We start from the raw sequence: 14,421 nt of genomic DNA on the forward strand, positions 1-14,421 counted from the left end.
CAGTTGCAGGGAATCAATGCTTTGGCAATCGTCACGTTCGTGTCGGCGGTGGGTGCCCAGGCTGGTGGCTCGAACTCCGGCTGGGTTTCTTTCGGGCCCATGTAAGCCCAGACAAAACCGCCCCACTCCTTCACCGTGTAAGCCAGGTGCTTGACCTTTTGCGCCATGCCGCTGGCGGCGGGCTCCGAGACCATTTCCAGGACATTGCCCTCCACGTCCATCTTCCAGCCGTGATAGAGGCAACGCAGGCCGCAGTCTTCGTTGCGGCCAAACACCAGCGAGACACGCCGGTGGGGGCAATATTCGTCCATCACGCCAACGCGGCCTTTGGTGTCGCGAAACACCACCAGGTCCTCCCCAAACACCCGCGCCTTGACAGGCGTGCCGTCAGGCTCACTGACTTCTTCGATCAGGCAGACCGGCGTCCAGTGACGGCGCATCAACTGGCCCATGGGAGCCTGACCCTCCACGCGGCACAACAGGTCATTTTCTTCAGCGGTCAACATCGCAAATATCCTTCACATCGGTTGCCAATTCATGGGCTCGCATGCAATCAAAAAAGCAGCTTGCAAATCCGGGGCAAGCGGATTATTCTTAGCACACTAAGAATATCGGACTTTTGATATTTGTCAACAACCGTGCGGAGACAACGATGAGCGTTAACCCTAGCGTCGCAGCAGGCAGCCCTGCCGCAGCCGCCACTGAGCCAGATTTTTTTAACCTGCGGGTTGTCCGGAAGGAAGCGGTTGCACAAGACATTTACCTGTTCGAGTTGCGTCATCCGGACGGCACGCCCCTGCCCGCCTTCACGCCCGGCTCGCACCTGACGGTTGAAGTGCCGAGCGGCGTGCGGCGCAACTATTCGCTGTGCAGCGACCCGGCCGACAACAGCGCCTGGCAGATCGCCGTCAAGCGTGATGAGCGCGGCCGTGGCGGCTCCGTCAGCATGGCCGATGACGTGCAAGCGGGGCAGTTGCTGTCGGTCAGCGCGCCGCGCAACAACTTCGAATTGGCAAGCCACGCCGCCGAGTCGATTTTCGTGGCGGGCGGCATCGGCATCACGCCGGTTTTGTCGATGATGCGCCACCTCAAGCGTGCGAACGCCGGCTTCAAGCTCTACTACTGCACGCGCGATGCGGGCAGCACGGCRTTCATCCATGAGCTGCAATCCGAGTTTTCTGGCCAGGTGCAGATTCACCACGACAACGGAGACATCGACCAGGCGCTGGACCTGTGGCCGGTGTTTGAAAAGCCCACCGCCGCGCACATTTACTGCTGCGGCCCCAAAGGCCTGATGGACAGCGTGGCCGACATGTCGGGCCACTGGCCTTCGGGTTCGGTGCATTTTGAAAGCTTCGGCGTCGACGCCAAGGTGTACGCCGACAACACGCCCTTTACCTTGCGCCTTCAAAAGAGCGGGAAGAACGTCGAGGTTAGTGCAGAACAAACCATTCTGGAGGCCTTGCGCGCCACGGGCCTGCGCGTGGCCAGCTCTTGCGAGAGCGGCACCTGCGGCACCTGCAAGACCCGCCTGCTGGCAGGCGAGGCCGAGCACCGCGACATGGTGCTGACCGACGAGGAAAAGGCCGACCACATCATGGTCTGCGTCTCACGGGCAAAATCGCCTGAACTGGTACTCGACTTATGACAAACCGCACACTGAAGATGGGCGTGGTGGGCCTGGGGCGGGCGTTCACGCTCATGCTGCCCACCTTTGTGCATGACAGCCGCGTCACGCTGGTGGGCGCGACCGACCCGATTGCCCAGGCCCGCGCACAGTTTGAAAAAGACTTCGCCGCGCCCAGCTACGAATCCATTGAAGCGCTGTGCGCCAACCCGGCCGTGGATGTGCTTTACATCGCATCGCCCCACCAGTTCCATGCGGAGCACGTGCGCCTGGCCGCCTCCTTCGGTAAACATGTGCTGGTGGAAAAACCGATGGCCCTGACGGTTGACGAATGCACCAGCATGATTGAAGCGACCCTCAGCGCTGGCACTCACCTTATCGTGGGCCACAGCCACAGCTTCAACACGCCGATACGGCGCACGCGCGAGCTTATCGACAGCGGCCGCTACGGCACGGTGAAGATGATCCACGCCATGAACTACACCGACTTTCTCTACCGGCCGCGCAGGCCGGAGGAACTCGACACGGCCGCCGGCGGTGGCGTGATCCACAGCCAGGCCACGCACCAGATAGACATCGTGCGACTGCTGGGCGGAGGCCTGGTGCGCAGCGTGCGCGCCCATACCGGCGCCTGGGATGCCGCCCGCCCCACCGAAGGTGCCTACAGCGCACTGGTCGAATTTGAAGACGGTGCATTCGCATCGGCCACCTACAGCGGCTACGGCCACTACGACTCGGACGAGTTGCTGGACAACGTTGGCGAAATGGGTCAGGCCAAAAACCCCAACGACTACGGCACCGCCCGAAAGCGTCTGCAAGGCGCCGCCAGTTCCACCGAAGAGGCTATGCTGAAAGCGGCCCGCAACTATGGCGGCAGCCAGTATTCCGCCGGCACCGCGCCGCCGCAGGAACTGCAAAACCAGCACTTCGGGCAACTCATCGTGAGCTGCGAAAAAGCTGATCTTCGCCCCGGTCCGACAGGCATCGCCATCTACGCTGACGGCGAAAAAACCTTCGAACCCCTTCCTGCCCCGACAGTCCCACGCCAGGAAGTGATCGACGAGCTCTTTGCCGCGGTGGTGGAGGGTCGCTCACCGGTGCATAGCGGCGAATGGGCCCGGGCCACCACGGCGGTGTGCCTGGCGCTGCTGGAGTCCGCGCGTACCGGGCGGGATTGCCGGCCGGGGTACCAAGTGCGTCACAATGCCGGTTCATGACCAACGACACCCAAAACATCATCCGGCACTGGCGTGAAGCCGTTCCCAATGACCGCCTGGCGCACCTGATCCGTGACGCTTCACGGGCCTTTCACAGGGCCTTGCAGGTACGGCTGGCGGAGCATGGCGTTCCCTTTGGCCACTGGACCTTCCTGCGCATCCTCTGGGAGTCGGACGGGCTGACGCAAAAGGAGCTCAGCGAGCGTGCCGGCGTGRTGGAGCCCACCACCTTCATCGCGATGAAGGCCATGGAGTCGCTGGGCTACATCGTGCGCAAGCAGCTGCCCACCAACAAGAAAAACATGTACGTGCACCTGAGCGACAAGGGCCGGGCGCTCAAGAAGCTGCTGGTGCCTTTGGCCGAAGAAACCAACAACGTCAGCATTGAAGGCATTGCACCCGAAGACATCAAAACCACGCGCGCGGTGCTGCTTGCCATGATTGAAAACCTCGCAAAAGACGAGCTGCTGCAAACACCACCCGCAACGAAGCGCAAGGCTGCCGCAAAACCGGCCACGCAGTCCCCCTCGGCCACGCACAGCAAACGTGGTAAAAAAGCCGCGTCCTGAAACCCGCACGGCGTCCCTTCGTGAAGCCATCGCTCCCGCACCCGTTTCGCCGGGTATAGTCTGCCCATGTACACGCCTTTTTCAAGCCATGCGACAGCGCCAGCCCTGGTGGCCGATGACATGCGCCTGACAGGCGGCTTTACCGCTCCCCCACCTGCCGCACCTCCGCGCAACGTGGTTGCTTCCGGCGCTTACCCGCCGGCCGCACACGTTCCCGGCTGAGTCCAAGCCGGTCCAGCTCTCCAGCCCTCGTTTGATTCAGCCACTGGCGCAGCCGCGCCACGTGCGCTCGCTGGAGCTTGTCCCTTTTTCGGCAGGTAATTTTCATGATTTCAAAAAACACGGCCTGGGCCACCTTCGGCCCGACTTCCCTTTTCGTCCTGATCTGGAGCAGCGGCGCGCTTTTCTCCAAACTCGGGCTGCAGCACGCCAGCCCCTTCGCCTTCCTCGGTTTACGGTTTGCCCTTGCGCTCAGCATTCTGCTGGCGCTCGGGCTGGCCGGGCGCCGCTGGCTGCCGGCGCCCGGCACACGCCTGCGCGTCGCGCTGACAGGCCTTCTGATGATCGGCAGCTATTCCATCTGCCATTTGCTGGCGCTGGACCACGGCCTCACACCCGGTGTACTGGCCACCGTGCTGGGCGTGCAGCCCATCCTGACGCTGGCACTGACGGAACGGCAGGCCTTTTCGCGCCGACGCCTGGCGGGCCTCGGCCTGGCTCTGGGCGGACTGGTGCTGGTGGTGTATGAAAGCATTGCGCGTGCGCACTTCACCGCAGCCGGAATGCTGTTTGCTTTTGGCGCCCTGGCATGCATGACACTGGGCGCCATCTTGCAAAAGTCAGTCGGGCAAGCGCCGCGCGAAGTGCTGCCGCTGCAGCTGGCCTGCAGCCTGTTGCTGTGCCTGCTCTTTGCGCCGTTTCAGCCGATGTCTGTTGATCTGAGCACCGGCTTCTGGGTGGCACTGGTGTGGATGGGGGTTGTCATGTCGGTAGTGGCAACGCTGCTGCTGTACCGCCTGATTCACGCGGGCAACCTGGTCAACGTCACCAGCCTGTTCTATCTGGTGCCTGCAGGCACGGCTGCACTGGACTACCTCGTGCTGGGCAACCGCCTGGCACCCTGGAGCCTGGTGGGCATGCTGGCGATCCTGCTGGGCCTGGTGCAGGTCTTCCGCAACCCTGTGCAGCCGTTGGCCGCACGCTGACCCTGAGAGTTACCGGGCGGCAGTGCAAAACCGCCGCCCGGCTACAGATCAAATCAGCTGGACACCCGTCTTGGCCTGCAAGACCTCGCGGGTTACGCCGGGCGCAAGTTCCACGACTTTGAGGCCTTCGGGCACCACGTCCATCACGGCCAGGTCGGTGATGATGCGGTCGACCACCCCCACGCCCGTCAGCGGCAGGGTGCACTTCGGCAGGATCTTCATGTCTTCGGTGCCGTCCTTCTTTTTGGCAACGTGTTCCATCAGGACGATCACGCGCTTGACGCCGGCCACCAGGTCCATGGCCCCGCCCATGCCCTTGACCATCTTGCCAGGGATCATCCAGTTGGCAAGGTCACCTTTTTCGCTGACCTGCATGGCRCCCAGGATGGACAAATTGATCTTGCCGCCGCGGATCATGGCGAAGCTTTCATGGCTGCCAAAGATGGATGAGCCCTTGATCGTCGTCACGGTTTGTTTGCCGGCGTTGATCACGTCGGCGTCCACCTGGTCTTCGGTCGGAAACGGGCCAATGCCCAGCATGCCGTTTTCCGACTGCAGCCACACTTCCTTGTCGCCTGTGAAGTTGGCCACCAGCGTCGGGATGCCGATGCCGAGGTTCACATAGAAACCATCTTCGAGTTCCTGGGCGGCACGTGCCGCCATCTGGTCTTGGGTCCAAGGCATATCAAACTCCCGCTTTCTCGGTAATGGTTCGCTTCTCAATACGTTTCTCGGGATTTGCATTGAGCACGATCCGATGCACATAGATCCCTGGCAGGTGGATGTCGTCGGGGGCGAGCTCGCCGACCTCAACGACTTTCTCCACTTCAACGATGCAAATCTTGCCGGCCATTGCGGCGGCCGGATTGAAATTGCGGGCCGTGAGGTTAAAGCGCAGGTTGCCGGACTTGTCGGCCACGTGCGCCTTGACCAGGGCCACGTCGGGCACCAGTGAACGTTCCATCACATAAGTTTCGCCGTCAAACTCGCGCAGCTCCTTGCCGTCGGCCACTTGCGTGCCCACGCCGGTCTTGGTGAAGAAGGCCGGAATGCCGGCACCGCCTGCACGCAGCTTTTCGGCCAACGTACCTTGCGGCGTGAAGTCCAGCTCCAGCTCGCCCGCCAGGTACTGGCGCTCAAACTCCTTGTTCTCGCCGACGTAGCTGGAAATCATTTTTTTGATCTGCCGCGTTTCCAGCAGCTTGCCCAGGCCGAAGCCGTCAACACCGGCGTTGTTGGAAATCACGGTGAGGTTCTTCACCCGGCTGTCGCGCAAGGCTTCGATCAGCGCCTCGGGAATGCCGCACAGGCCGAAACCGCCGACGGCCATCAACTGGCCGTCCTTGACGACGCCCTTGAGGGCTTCTGCGGCGGAAGGGAAAAGTTTTTTCACAAATAGTCTCCTTGAGTCGTGATGCAGGCAGGTGCCATCAGCAATCCATTACGATACTACTTATCAAGTTAGGTAGTTTTCCGTAAAGGTAAGTACTGTGGAAGTCGATTACCAGCTCGCATTCGATCTGGCACCGGTGGGACTGGTGCTGTCCCGCAACCGCTCCATTGTGGACTGCAACCAGCATTTGTGCGAGATGTTCGGCGCCACGCGCGAACAACTTGCCGGCCAGTCGTTCATGATTCTTTATCCCAGTGCGGACGAGTACGAGCGCATAGGCGCACGCATGATTCCGATCCTGAACGCCAAGGGCCTGTATTCCGACGACCGCATCATGAAGCGCGTGGATGGCCGCAACAAGGGTGAGACCTTCTGGTGCCACGTCACGGGGCGGGCGCTCAACCGAAGCGCACCGCACGAAGCCGGCATCTGGACTTTCGAGGACCTGAGCTCGCGCCGCCCCGTCACGGCCGAGCTCACCGCGCGTGAACGTGAAGTGGCCGCGCACCTGATGGACGGCATGACCTCCAAGGAAATTGGCCGCGCGCTGGTGATCAGCCACCGCACCGTCGAAATTTACCGCGCCCGCCTGATGCGCAAATACAAGGCGTCCACCACGGCCGACCTGGTACACCGGCTCATGGCCGGGTCGTGAACAGCCCATCTGCCGCACTTTAATTTGCTACGTTTTATATAGCACCTTGCGCTTTACCACAAAGGGCTGGAGGCCTTTTCCGCTTAAACCATTGATGCATGGGTGCTGGCCGGCTCCGAGGGATTGGCCTCTTCACTCGCCAGCCGGTCAAACGGCAATGCCTGCTTCACCAGAATCACCGTACAGGGCGCCGCCATGRCGACCTTGATCGGAACCGTCGCCAGCAGGCGCTGCATCTGCAGGCCATGCGTCGCAGCGCCCATCACGATCATGCTGACATGATTGCCCTGGGCATAGTGCAGCAGTGCCTGCGCAACATCTCCCGATTCGATGACATGAAAAGACACTGTCTGGCTGTTCAGGTGCAAAGGCTGCGCCCACTGGCGAAGCATGCCCAGGTAGCGCCGGTGCACGGTGGTTTCGCTCGTCTGCGTGTCGTGGCCCGGGGTTGCCGACGGATCAATCACCGTCACGCAGGCCAGCCGCGCGCGCGGTGTCGTGCCCAGCACCCGCATCACGGCGCGCCGCAATGAATACAGCGTGGCGTCGCTCACGTCCAGGCAAGGCACGGCCACCAGGATGATGGGCGCCGCATCAATTTGCCGGGAGGGCAGCGGGCTGGGCTGGTAGTCTTTGCCCGCTGCGCGCAGCCAACGCTTGAAATGCACCCAAAATCCCGTGGGGTGCAGGCGCTGGCCCAGCCCGGTCACGGCGATCTGCGCTGGGTCAGAGAGATCCAGCGCCAGGTGTGCAGCCGACGCATAACGCCGGTCGGCCTCGTTCTGCAGGCAGTGCAGGATCACTTCCTGCAGCCATTCGGGCAAGTCTGGCCGCAGCGCGCGCGGCGGCACCGGATCCATCCACAGTCGCTGCCGCAGGCCGCCGCGGGTCTGCGGGTTGCCAAAAGGCAGCGCCCGTGTGGCCAGTTCGTACAACATCACGCCGATGGCAAAGATGTCGCTGCGCGGATCGCCCCGCACGCCCACCACCTGTTCGGGCGCCATCCAGGTCGGGGAGCCGACGGCGGGACGCAGCTCTTCAGCCAGCAGGTCCGGGTAATGCGCGTGGCAAGACAACCCGAAGTCGAGCAGCACGGCACTGCCATCGGGGCGTATCAGCACGTTCGCCGGTTTCAGGTCCAGGTGGCAGGCATCCTGCAGATGCAGGCTGTGTACCGCCTGGGCCACTGCCACACCCAGCCGGGCAATTTCTTCGGCAGGCAGCGGCGCTGCAGCCTCGTCCAGCAGTTGTTGCAGAGTGCGGCCGGAGACGTATTCCATCACCAGGTAAGGCAGCTTTTCGAGGTCTCCCGCTGCCACCAGGCGCGGCACATGCGGCCCGGTCAGCACGGAAAGCAACTGCAGCTCGACCTCAAAGCCCACGATGTTTTCCGCGCCGTCGCCGGGCGTCATGCGCGGCACCTTCATCACCAGCGGAAAAGGCACGGCGTGCGTTGTGTCGGCATACCCCACCTGGTAGATGTGCGCCATGCCACCGGCATGCAGGCATTCGCCAACCACAAATCCATCTACCACGGTGCCGGGTGCCATCAACCTCACAGGCCCGCCTCCAGCCGCTGCGCAAAGTATGCGGGCAGGCCGGCTGCGCGCACATCGGCTGCGGCAGCCAGGTGGTCATAAGCCACGCGGTGGAAAGTCAGCTCGGCCAGCTCCGGGTCAAACAGTGCATACATGGCTTTGGTATTGCCGTCGCGCGGCTGGCCCACCGAACCCACGGTGGCGAGCCAGTAACGGTGCGCCGGCACCGGAATGAGCACGCCCGGGGTAGGCTGAAAGCGCATCAGCCCCTGCCCCGCACCGTGGAAATACAGCGTCTGCTGGTGCACGTGACCGCAAAACACATAGCGCACGTCCGGATCGAGCGATGCGGCGTCAAGGCTGGCTTCGGCGCGGCGTTCATTGTCCACATAGTGCCAGCGCCCCGGCGAGTCGGCACTGGCGTGTACCAGCAGCGCGGTGCCAATGGTGGCCGTCAGTGGCAGTCTCTCGAGGAAATCCAGGGCATCCTTGTCCAGCCGTTCGTGCGTCCAGGCGGCGCCGCTCTGGTCAACCGATCGGGCCTGTGCGGGCGGCGTCACCGTGTGCTGGTCATGGTTGCCCCTGAGCACGACGGCGCCCTCCCCAGCCAGGTCGCGAATCCGTTGCACCACCTCGGCCGGCTGCGCGCCATAGCCCACCAGGTCTCCCAGTATGGCCAGTCGGCCGGCGCCCTGCTCTGCAGCGTGGGCAAGGCAGGCCTCCAGCGCACGCAGGTTGGCATGCACATCGGACAGCAGGGCTATTTTCATAAGGTGAGGCGCAGTTTTATTTCACAGCAGGCAATCCCAGGCAGCTGATGTCCTGTCATTCGGGAGCAGGACAGTACAGTTTGCCGTAAAAGGAAGAGGCCGTGGCTGTTTTTATCCGCGTCAACGCAACTGCCATGCGCCAATGTCCAAGATGGCGGCCATCAGCATGCTACCAAATTAATAGCTGCTTGCGCTCGCCCTGACTGGGCTGCAGGCCACAATCACCTTTATCATCGCCTGCTTTATCGCCGTTGATCCCATCATGCATATCCGCCCTTACCAGGACTCAGACCTCGCCGCAGTCGCCCAGCTGTTCACCGATGCGGTTCATGGCCTGGCGGGAAGCCATTACGACGCCGTGCAGCGCGAGGCCTGGGCGCCTCACCCACCCGATCCGGGCCTATGGAAAACGCGGCTCGGGCCATTACAAATCTTGCTGGCGCAAGACGCGGAAGGCGGCGGTCTGCTGGGCTTTATTGGCTATGAAAAAAATGGCCATATCGACCTCCTGTTTACGTCGCCCGCTGCCGCGCGCCGCGGTGTGGCTTCACAGCTTTACGGCCATGCCGAAACTGCGCTGCGCGGTCTCGGCATCGTGGAGTTTTTTACGGAGGCCAGCCTGGTGAGCCGGCCATTTTTCGAGCGCCAGGGATTCGCGGTGAGGGAAGAGCAATGCGTTGAACGGCGCGGGGCCATGCTCCGCCGCTTTGCGATGACCAAGACCGTCCCCCTGGGCAACCAGGGTTAGTCAACGGTTCAGATGGCGTCCGGCTCGTGCCGGATGGTCTCACGCGTGYGGTGGTGGTCGCGCAATTTTCCCAGCGTGTGGTCAAGCACCCGCTTGAGCTTGTCGCTTGCGCCGCGAAAGGCTTCGTCCTGGCTGGGCGCGTGGTGGTTGACGGCCAGTGGTTCATGGTGCGCCAGCCGCGCTTCCATCACRCAGCGTTTTTGGTCCGGGCTGATTTTGTCGCTGTTTTCATCGCTCATATGAACCTCAATGCGCGTGATGTCGCCCTTGAAGCGACTAAGTGAGCTGTTGAGTTCGGTGCTGGCCCAGCGCTCGAACGATTCGCCGGTGTGCATGGTGTGATTGGAATTGACTTGGACTTGCATGGGTATTGTTTTCCTTTCAGGACGGTTACAGCGAAGAGGCCTGCCGGCCGGGCTGTCTTGCGGTTGCCGGGGGGCAACTGGAAAATTCATTGTGCGCCCTGCACGGCTGCGAGCCTGTAGTCCTGATCCCCACCCTGAAGTAAGGGTGGTTTTCCACACCGCACACGGACATACGGTTTCCTCATGGGGTGAGTGCCTCACCGGGCTTCGGAAAGCGCCAGGCAGCGTGCGCCGATAAATTCCCTGAGCAGGCGCAGGCCGGGCGTCAGTTGCCGCCGTCCCGGTAACACCATGTACAGCGGTACAGCCTCGGTTTGCCATTCTGTGCACAGGGCGACCAGCCGCCCCGCAGCCAGGTCGCCCACCACATCCAGCCGCGACTTGTAAGTGATGCCGCGGCCGGCCAGGGCCCACCGGCGAACCGCGTCGCCATCGTTGGCAACATTGCCGCCAGTGGCACGCACCGTGAGCTCTTCGCCATTTCTCCAGAACTTCCAACGGTCATACACGTCTTCACCCAGCATGAAGCACAGGCAAATATGCTTTGCCAGTGCCTGCGGCGTATCAGGCGTACCGTGCAACGCGAGGTAGGCAGGTGACGCACACAGCACGCGCCGATTCGTCAAATCCACCGGCAACGCCAGCATGCTGGAATCGGGCGGCTCGCCTTGCCGAAAAGCCGCGTCCACCAGGTCGCTGTAGACATTGGTCACGCGATCCGACAGGTGCAGCCGGTATTGAATGCCGGGATGCAACAGCTGAAACGCTTCCAGCCAGGGCAGCAGCACATTGCGGCCGAAGTCTGATGGCGCGGCCAGCTGCAGCACACCGCGCACCTGCTGCCGGCCGCTGGCGAGCTCCAGCTGGGCATCTCGCAGGGCGGCCAGCGCGGGCCGGCAGTGTGCGAGGAAAACCTCACCTTCGCGCGTCAACCGCAAGCTGCGGGTGGAACGCACAAAAAGCGGCGCCTGCAATTCTGCCTCCAGCCGTTTGAGTGCCGCGCTGGCGGCCGCCGGCGTCAGGTCCAGGCTGCGGGCCGTGGCCGACAGGCTGCCTGTGTCGACAGTGCGAATAAAGATTTCCAGGTCTTGCAGGGCTTTCATTTACAAATTTTATTTGCAAATAGCTTCAACTGAAAGCTTGTTTATCTTCATTTTCAAATTCAATACAGTTCAAGAATCAGTTTTGAGCACTGCTGAACACAACGCCACGCAACATCACACGCAAAGGAAATCACCATGAAAGCCATCGGCTACACACAAGCCCACGCACTCAACCAGACCGGCCAAACCGGGTTGACCGACATCACCCTGCCCGACCCGACGCCCACCGGCCACGACCTGCTGGTCGAGGTGAAAGCCGTTTCAGTGAACCCGGTGGACACCAAAGTACGCGCCAGCGCGGCGCGCAGCGCTGGCTCGGATTACAAGGTGTTGGGCTATGACGCCAGCGGTATCGTGCGCGCCGTCGGCCCCGAGGTCACACTGTTCAAGGCCGGTGACAAGGTCTGGTATGCGGGGTCCATCGCCCGGCCCGGCACCAACAGCGAACTCCACCTGGTCGATGAACGCATCGTCGGCCGCATGCCGCAAACGCTGGGGTTTGCCGAAGCGGCCGCCCTGCCGCTGACCAGCATCACCGCCTGGGAGATGCTGTTCGACCGTCTCGGCATCGTGCCGGGCAAAACACCGAACAACAAAACACTGCTCATCATCGGCGCCTCGGGCGGCGTGGGCTCGATCATGACGCAGCTGGCCACGCGCCTGACCTCGCTCACCGTGATAGGCACCGCGTCACGGCCGGAAACCCAAGCCTGGGTGAAGGAACTCGGCGCCCATCATGTCATCGACCACAGCCGGCCGATTGCCGAAGAGCTCAAGCGTATCGGCATCCCCGCGGTGGACTACATCGTGGGCCTCACGCAAACCGACAGCCACCTGGCACAAATCGCCGAAGCCATCGCACCACAAGGCAAGTTCGGCCTGATTGACGACCCGGTGAAGTTCGACATCACGCTGTTCAAACGCAAGAGCGCATCCATCCACTGGGAACTGATGTTCACCCGCCCCCTCTTCGGCACACCCGACATGGTGGCACAGCACCGCCTGCTCAATGAGGTCGCCCAACTTGTCGAKTCCGGCTTGATCCGCACGACGCTGACGGAAACGTTTGGTGTGATCAATGCCGCCAACTTGTGGCGGGCGCATGAGTTGGTGGAGTCTGGGAAGGCGCGGGGGAAGGTTGTGCTTGAAGGATGGGTTTGAGTTTTCTTGTTGAGGCCGGGGCTTGTTCCGGCCTTAACGCCGCAAAGTCTTGAACATCACAAACGCATCCACCAACCCCAACCTCACATGCCGAAAAGCCTCCGGCAAGGTCCCCACAATCTCAAACCCCAATCTTTGCCATAACCGAACAGCACGCTCATTCGTCGACACCACCAGGTTGAACTGCATCGCCAGAAAACCCATGGCCAGCGCTTCCTGCTGGGAGTGCTCGCACATCGCCGACGCCAGGCCTTTGCCCTGCGCTTCGGGCGCGACCACATAGCCGCAGTTGCAGACATGCGCACCCAGCCCCGGCTGGTTGGGTTTGATGAAGTAGGTGCCTAGCACTCGGCCGTCGTCGCTGTTCCCCTCACGCACTACATACGTCGCCCGGGGCACGTCCATCCACACCGCGTGTATTTCAGCTTCTGTGCTGTGGGGCGAAAAGGCATAGGTGTCGCCTGCTTCAAAGGTGGCGCGCAGCAGCGGCCAAACGGCGGGCCAGTCGGCCTCGGTGCAGCGGCGGATCAAGGGCTTGGGTTCATTCATGGCGGATAAGGATAAAAGTTATTTGCTATATTTTTAGTAGCTATACATCCATGTATAGGAAGGGCTACAACCTCAAATCGCTTACAAACCTCAAGCTTTTGGAGGCGCATCAACAACCTCGGCCGCCGTGCGAAATGCCTCGACCGCGGCGGGCAGGCCGCAATAAATGCTCGCGTGCAGCAGCACTTCCTGAAGCTGCTCGGGCGTCACGCCGTTGTTGAGCGCGCCGCGCACATGGCCTTTGAGTTCGTGCTGTTTGCCCAATGCCGTCAACATGGCTACGGTAATCAGGCTGCGTGTTTTCAGGTCCAGCCCCGGCCGCTGCCACACGTCACCCCAGGCATTGCGGGTCACAAAGTGCTGGATCGGCAGGGAAAAACCGGTGGCCTTGTCGAAAGCATTGGCCACAAAATCCTCGCCCATTACCTGTTTGCGGGTGGCGAGGCCTTTGTCGAAATCCTTGTCTGCGGGCTGCGTCATGGAGGCTCCTAAAAGACGAAGCGTAATGGAAAGCAAAAAAGCCCGCTCCGGTCTTCACCGGGCGGGCTTTGCCTCAATCAGGCAAGGTCGTAGCGATCCAGGTTCATCACCTTGTTCCAGGCTGCCACAAAGTCACGCACGAAGACCTGCTGCGAATCGCTGCACGCATAGACCTCCGCAATGGCCCGCAACTGCGAGTTCGAACCGAAGACGAGGTCGATCACCGTACCCGTCCATTTGAGTTCGCCCGTCGTGCGGTCGCGTCCCTCCAGCACATCTTCTGTGTCGGCAGATTTCTGCCACTTCGTGCGCATGTCGAGCAGGTTCACAAAGAAGTCGTTGCTCAAGGTTCCGGGCCGCTTGGTGAAAACTCCATGCTGGGCCTGCCCGACGTTGGCATTCAGGGCGCGCATGCCGCCAACCAGAACCGTCATCTCGGGAGCGCTCAGCGTCATCAGGTTCGCGCGATCCACCAGCTGCTCGGCTGCCCGCTGCGCCTGCCCCTTGCGGGTGTAGTTGCGAAAGCCGTCTGCGGCAGGTTCCAGCACGGCAAAAGACGCCACATCGGTTTGCGCTTGCGAAGCGTCCGTGCGGCCCAGTGAAAAAGGCACCTTCACGTCGTGGCCGGCTTTCCGTGCAGCCGCCTCGACGGCCGCGCAGCCACCGAGAACGATCAAATCAGCCAGCGAGATTTTCTTGCGGCCGGACTGCGCGCCGTTGAACTCGCCCTGGATGGCCTCCAGCACTTTCAGGACTTTCGCCAGCTCGGCCGGTTGATTGACCTGCCAATCCTTTTGCGGTGCCAGGCGGATGCGCGCACCGTTCGCGCCGCCGCGCTTGTCGCTGCCGCGGAAGGTGGAAGCAGACGCCCAGGCCGTTGTGACGAGCTGGGAGATGGAGAGCCCGGAGGCGAGGACCTTGGCCTTGAGGCCTTCAATATCCTGCTCATTGACCAGCGGATGATCGACGGCGGGAATGGGGTCCTGCCAGATCAGTGCCTCCTTCGGCACCAGCGGGCCCAGGTAGCGCGCAGCCGGGCCC

18 protein-coding genes are annotated in these 14,421 nt (G+C 62.0%); 8 read left to right on the forward strand and 10 right to left on the reverse strand.

Annotated elements, in window-relative coordinates; genetic code table 11:
- Positions 1-506, reverse strand: a 506-nt coding sequence (locus tag AC1DWI_RS02660) for a Rieske 2Fe-2S domain-containing protein (RefSeq protein WP_477724332.1), incomplete at its 3' end; no start/stop codon positions are given.
- Between the two features lie 146 nt (positions 507-652).
- Between AC1DWI_RS02660 and AC1DWI_RS02665 the strand changes: the two genes are divergently transcribed.
- From AC1DWI_RS02665 to AC1DWI_RS02685, 5 genes are all read left to right on the forward strand, one after another.
- On the forward strand, positions 653-1,648 hold the full coding sequence (locus tag AC1DWI_RS02665; RefSeq protein ID WP_477667837.1) for a PDR/VanB family oxidoreductase: 996 nt from the start codon (positions 653-655) through the stop codon (positions 1,646-1,648).
- Entirely contained in the window at positions 1,645-2,844 is a 1,200-nt protein-coding gene (locus AC1DWI_RS02670) for a Gfo/Idh/MocA family protein (RefSeq protein WP_477667838.1), read from the forward strand. The genes AC1DWI_RS02665 and AC1DWI_RS02670 overlap by 4 nt, the downstream gene beginning before the upstream one ends.
- On the forward strand, positions 2,841-3,413 hold the full coding sequence (locus AC1DWI_RS02675) for a MarR family winged helix-turn-helix transcriptional regulator (RefSeq protein WP_477724333.1): 573 nt from the start codon (positions 2,841-2,843) through the stop codon (positions 3,411-3,413). Before AC1DWI_RS02670 ends, AC1DWI_RS02675 begins: the two co-directional genes overlap by 4 nt.
- Before the next feature lie 66 nt (positions 3,414-3,479).
- Entirely contained in the window at positions 3,480-3,635 is a 156-nt protein-coding gene (locus tag AC1DWI_RS02680; protein ID WP_477667840.1) for a hypothetical protein, read from the forward strand.
- Between the two features lie 104 nt (positions 3,636-3,739).
- Positions 3,740-4,618: a DMT family transporter gene (locus AC1DWI_RS02685; protein WP_477667841.1), complete on the forward strand. Its 879-nt coding sequence runs from the start codon at positions 3,740-3,742 to the stop codon at positions 4,616-4,618.
- Between the two features lie 48 nt (positions 4,619-4,666).
- Here AC1DWI_RS02685 and AC1DWI_RS02690 read toward each other — a convergent pair whose 3' ends face one another.
- Both AC1DWI_RS02690 and AC1DWI_RS02695 read right to left on the reverse strand, forming a co-directional pair.
- A complete protein-coding gene (locus tag AC1DWI_RS02690; RefSeq protein ID WP_477667842.1) occupies positions 4,667-5,302 on the reverse strand; it encodes a 3-oxoacid CoA-transferase subunit B in 636 nt (211 codons plus the stop codon).
- Position 5,303: 1 nt separating this feature from the next.
- Positions 5,304-6,011 (reverse strand): CoA transferase subunit A, encoded by a 708-nt coding sequence (locus AC1DWI_RS02695; protein WP_477667843.1) that lies wholly within the window; start codon positions 6,009-6,011, stop codon positions 5,304-5,306.
- Between the two features lie 97 nt (positions 6,012-6,108).
- Between AC1DWI_RS02695 and AC1DWI_RS02700 the strand changes: the two genes are divergently transcribed.
- Positions 6,109-6,666, forward strand: a complete 558-nt coding sequence (locus AC1DWI_RS02700; RefSeq protein ID WP_457280177.1) for a helix-turn-helix transcriptional regulator — start codon at positions 6,109-6,111, stop codon at positions 6,664-6,666.
- A gap of 83 nt (positions 6,667-6,749) precedes the next feature.
- Here AC1DWI_RS02700 and AC1DWI_RS02705 read toward each other — a convergent pair whose 3' ends face one another.
- Together AC1DWI_RS02705 and AC1DWI_RS02710 are read right to left on the reverse strand one after the other, a co-directional pair.
- Positions 6,750-8,225, reverse strand: a complete 1,476-nt coding sequence (locus AC1DWI_RS02705; RefSeq protein WP_477724334.1) for a protein kinase domain-containing protein — start codon at positions 8,223-8,225, stop codon at positions 6,750-6,752.
- The gene (locus tag AC1DWI_RS02710) at positions 8,222-8,974 is read right to left on the reverse strand and encodes a metallophosphoesterase family protein (RefSeq protein WP_477667845.1); all 753 of its coding nucleotides are present in this window, start codon (positions 8,972-8,974) and stop codon (positions 8,222-8,224) included. The genes AC1DWI_RS02705 and AC1DWI_RS02710 overlap by 4 nt, the downstream gene beginning before the upstream one ends.
- 262 nt (positions 8,975-9,236) lie before the next feature.
- Between AC1DWI_RS02710 and AC1DWI_RS02715 the strand changes: the two genes are divergently transcribed.
- Positions 9,237-9,722 (forward strand): GNAT family N-acetyltransferase, encoded by a 486-nt coding sequence (locus tag AC1DWI_RS02715; RefSeq protein ID WP_477667846.1) that lies wholly within the window; start codon positions 9,237-9,239, stop codon positions 9,720-9,722.
- An 8-nt stretch (positions 9,723-9,730) separates the two neighbouring features.
- Here the strand turns inward: AC1DWI_RS02715 and AC1DWI_RS02720 are convergent, their stop codons facing one another.
- Complete coding sequence (locus tag AC1DWI_RS02720) at positions 9,731-10,087, reverse strand: HPF/RaiA family ribosome-associated protein (RefSeq protein WP_477724335.1); 357 nt, start codon at positions 10,085-10,087, stop codon at positions 9,731-9,733.
- Positions 10,088-10,284: 197 nt separating this feature from the next.
- The gene (locus tag AC1DWI_RS02725; RefSeq protein ID WP_477667848.1) at positions 10,285-11,190 is read right to left on the reverse strand and encodes a LysR family transcriptional regulator; all 906 of its coding nucleotides are present in this window, start codon (positions 11,188-11,190) and stop codon (positions 10,285-10,287) included.
- A gap of 135 nt (positions 11,191-11,325) precedes the next feature.
- On the opposite strand from AC1DWI_RS02725, the gene AC1DWI_RS02730 reads away from it, so the two are divergent.
- Complete coding sequence (locus tag AC1DWI_RS02730) at positions 11,326-12,351, forward strand: zinc-binding alcohol dehydrogenase family protein (RefSeq protein ID WP_477724336.1); 1,026 nt, start codon at positions 11,326-11,328, stop codon at positions 12,349-12,351.
- Between the two features lie 33 nt (positions 12,352-12,384).
- On the opposite strand, the gene AC1DWI_RS02735 is transcribed toward AC1DWI_RS02730, so the two are convergent.
- The 3 genes from AC1DWI_RS02735 to AC1DWI_RS02745 all read right to left on the reverse strand — a co-directional run.
- On the reverse strand, positions 12,385-12,900 hold the full coding sequence (locus tag AC1DWI_RS02735) for an N-acetyltransferase family protein (RefSeq protein WP_477667850.1): 516 nt from the start codon (positions 12,898-12,900) through the stop codon (positions 12,385-12,387).
- Positions 12,901-12,990: 90 nt separating this feature from the next.
- Positions 12,991-13,380: a carboxymuconolactone decarboxylase family protein gene (locus tag AC1DWI_RS02740; protein ID WP_477667851.1), complete on the reverse strand. Its 390-nt coding sequence runs from the start codon at positions 13,378-13,380 to the stop codon at positions 12,991-12,993.
- Positions 13,381-13,457: 77 nt separating this feature from the next.
- The coding region (locus tag AC1DWI_RS02745) for a peroxidase family protein (RefSeq protein WP_477724337.1) at positions 13,458-14,421 on the reverse strand (964 nt) is incomplete at its 5' end.

It is taken from the genome of Polaromonas sp. P3_C2 (genome assembly GCF_056402675.1).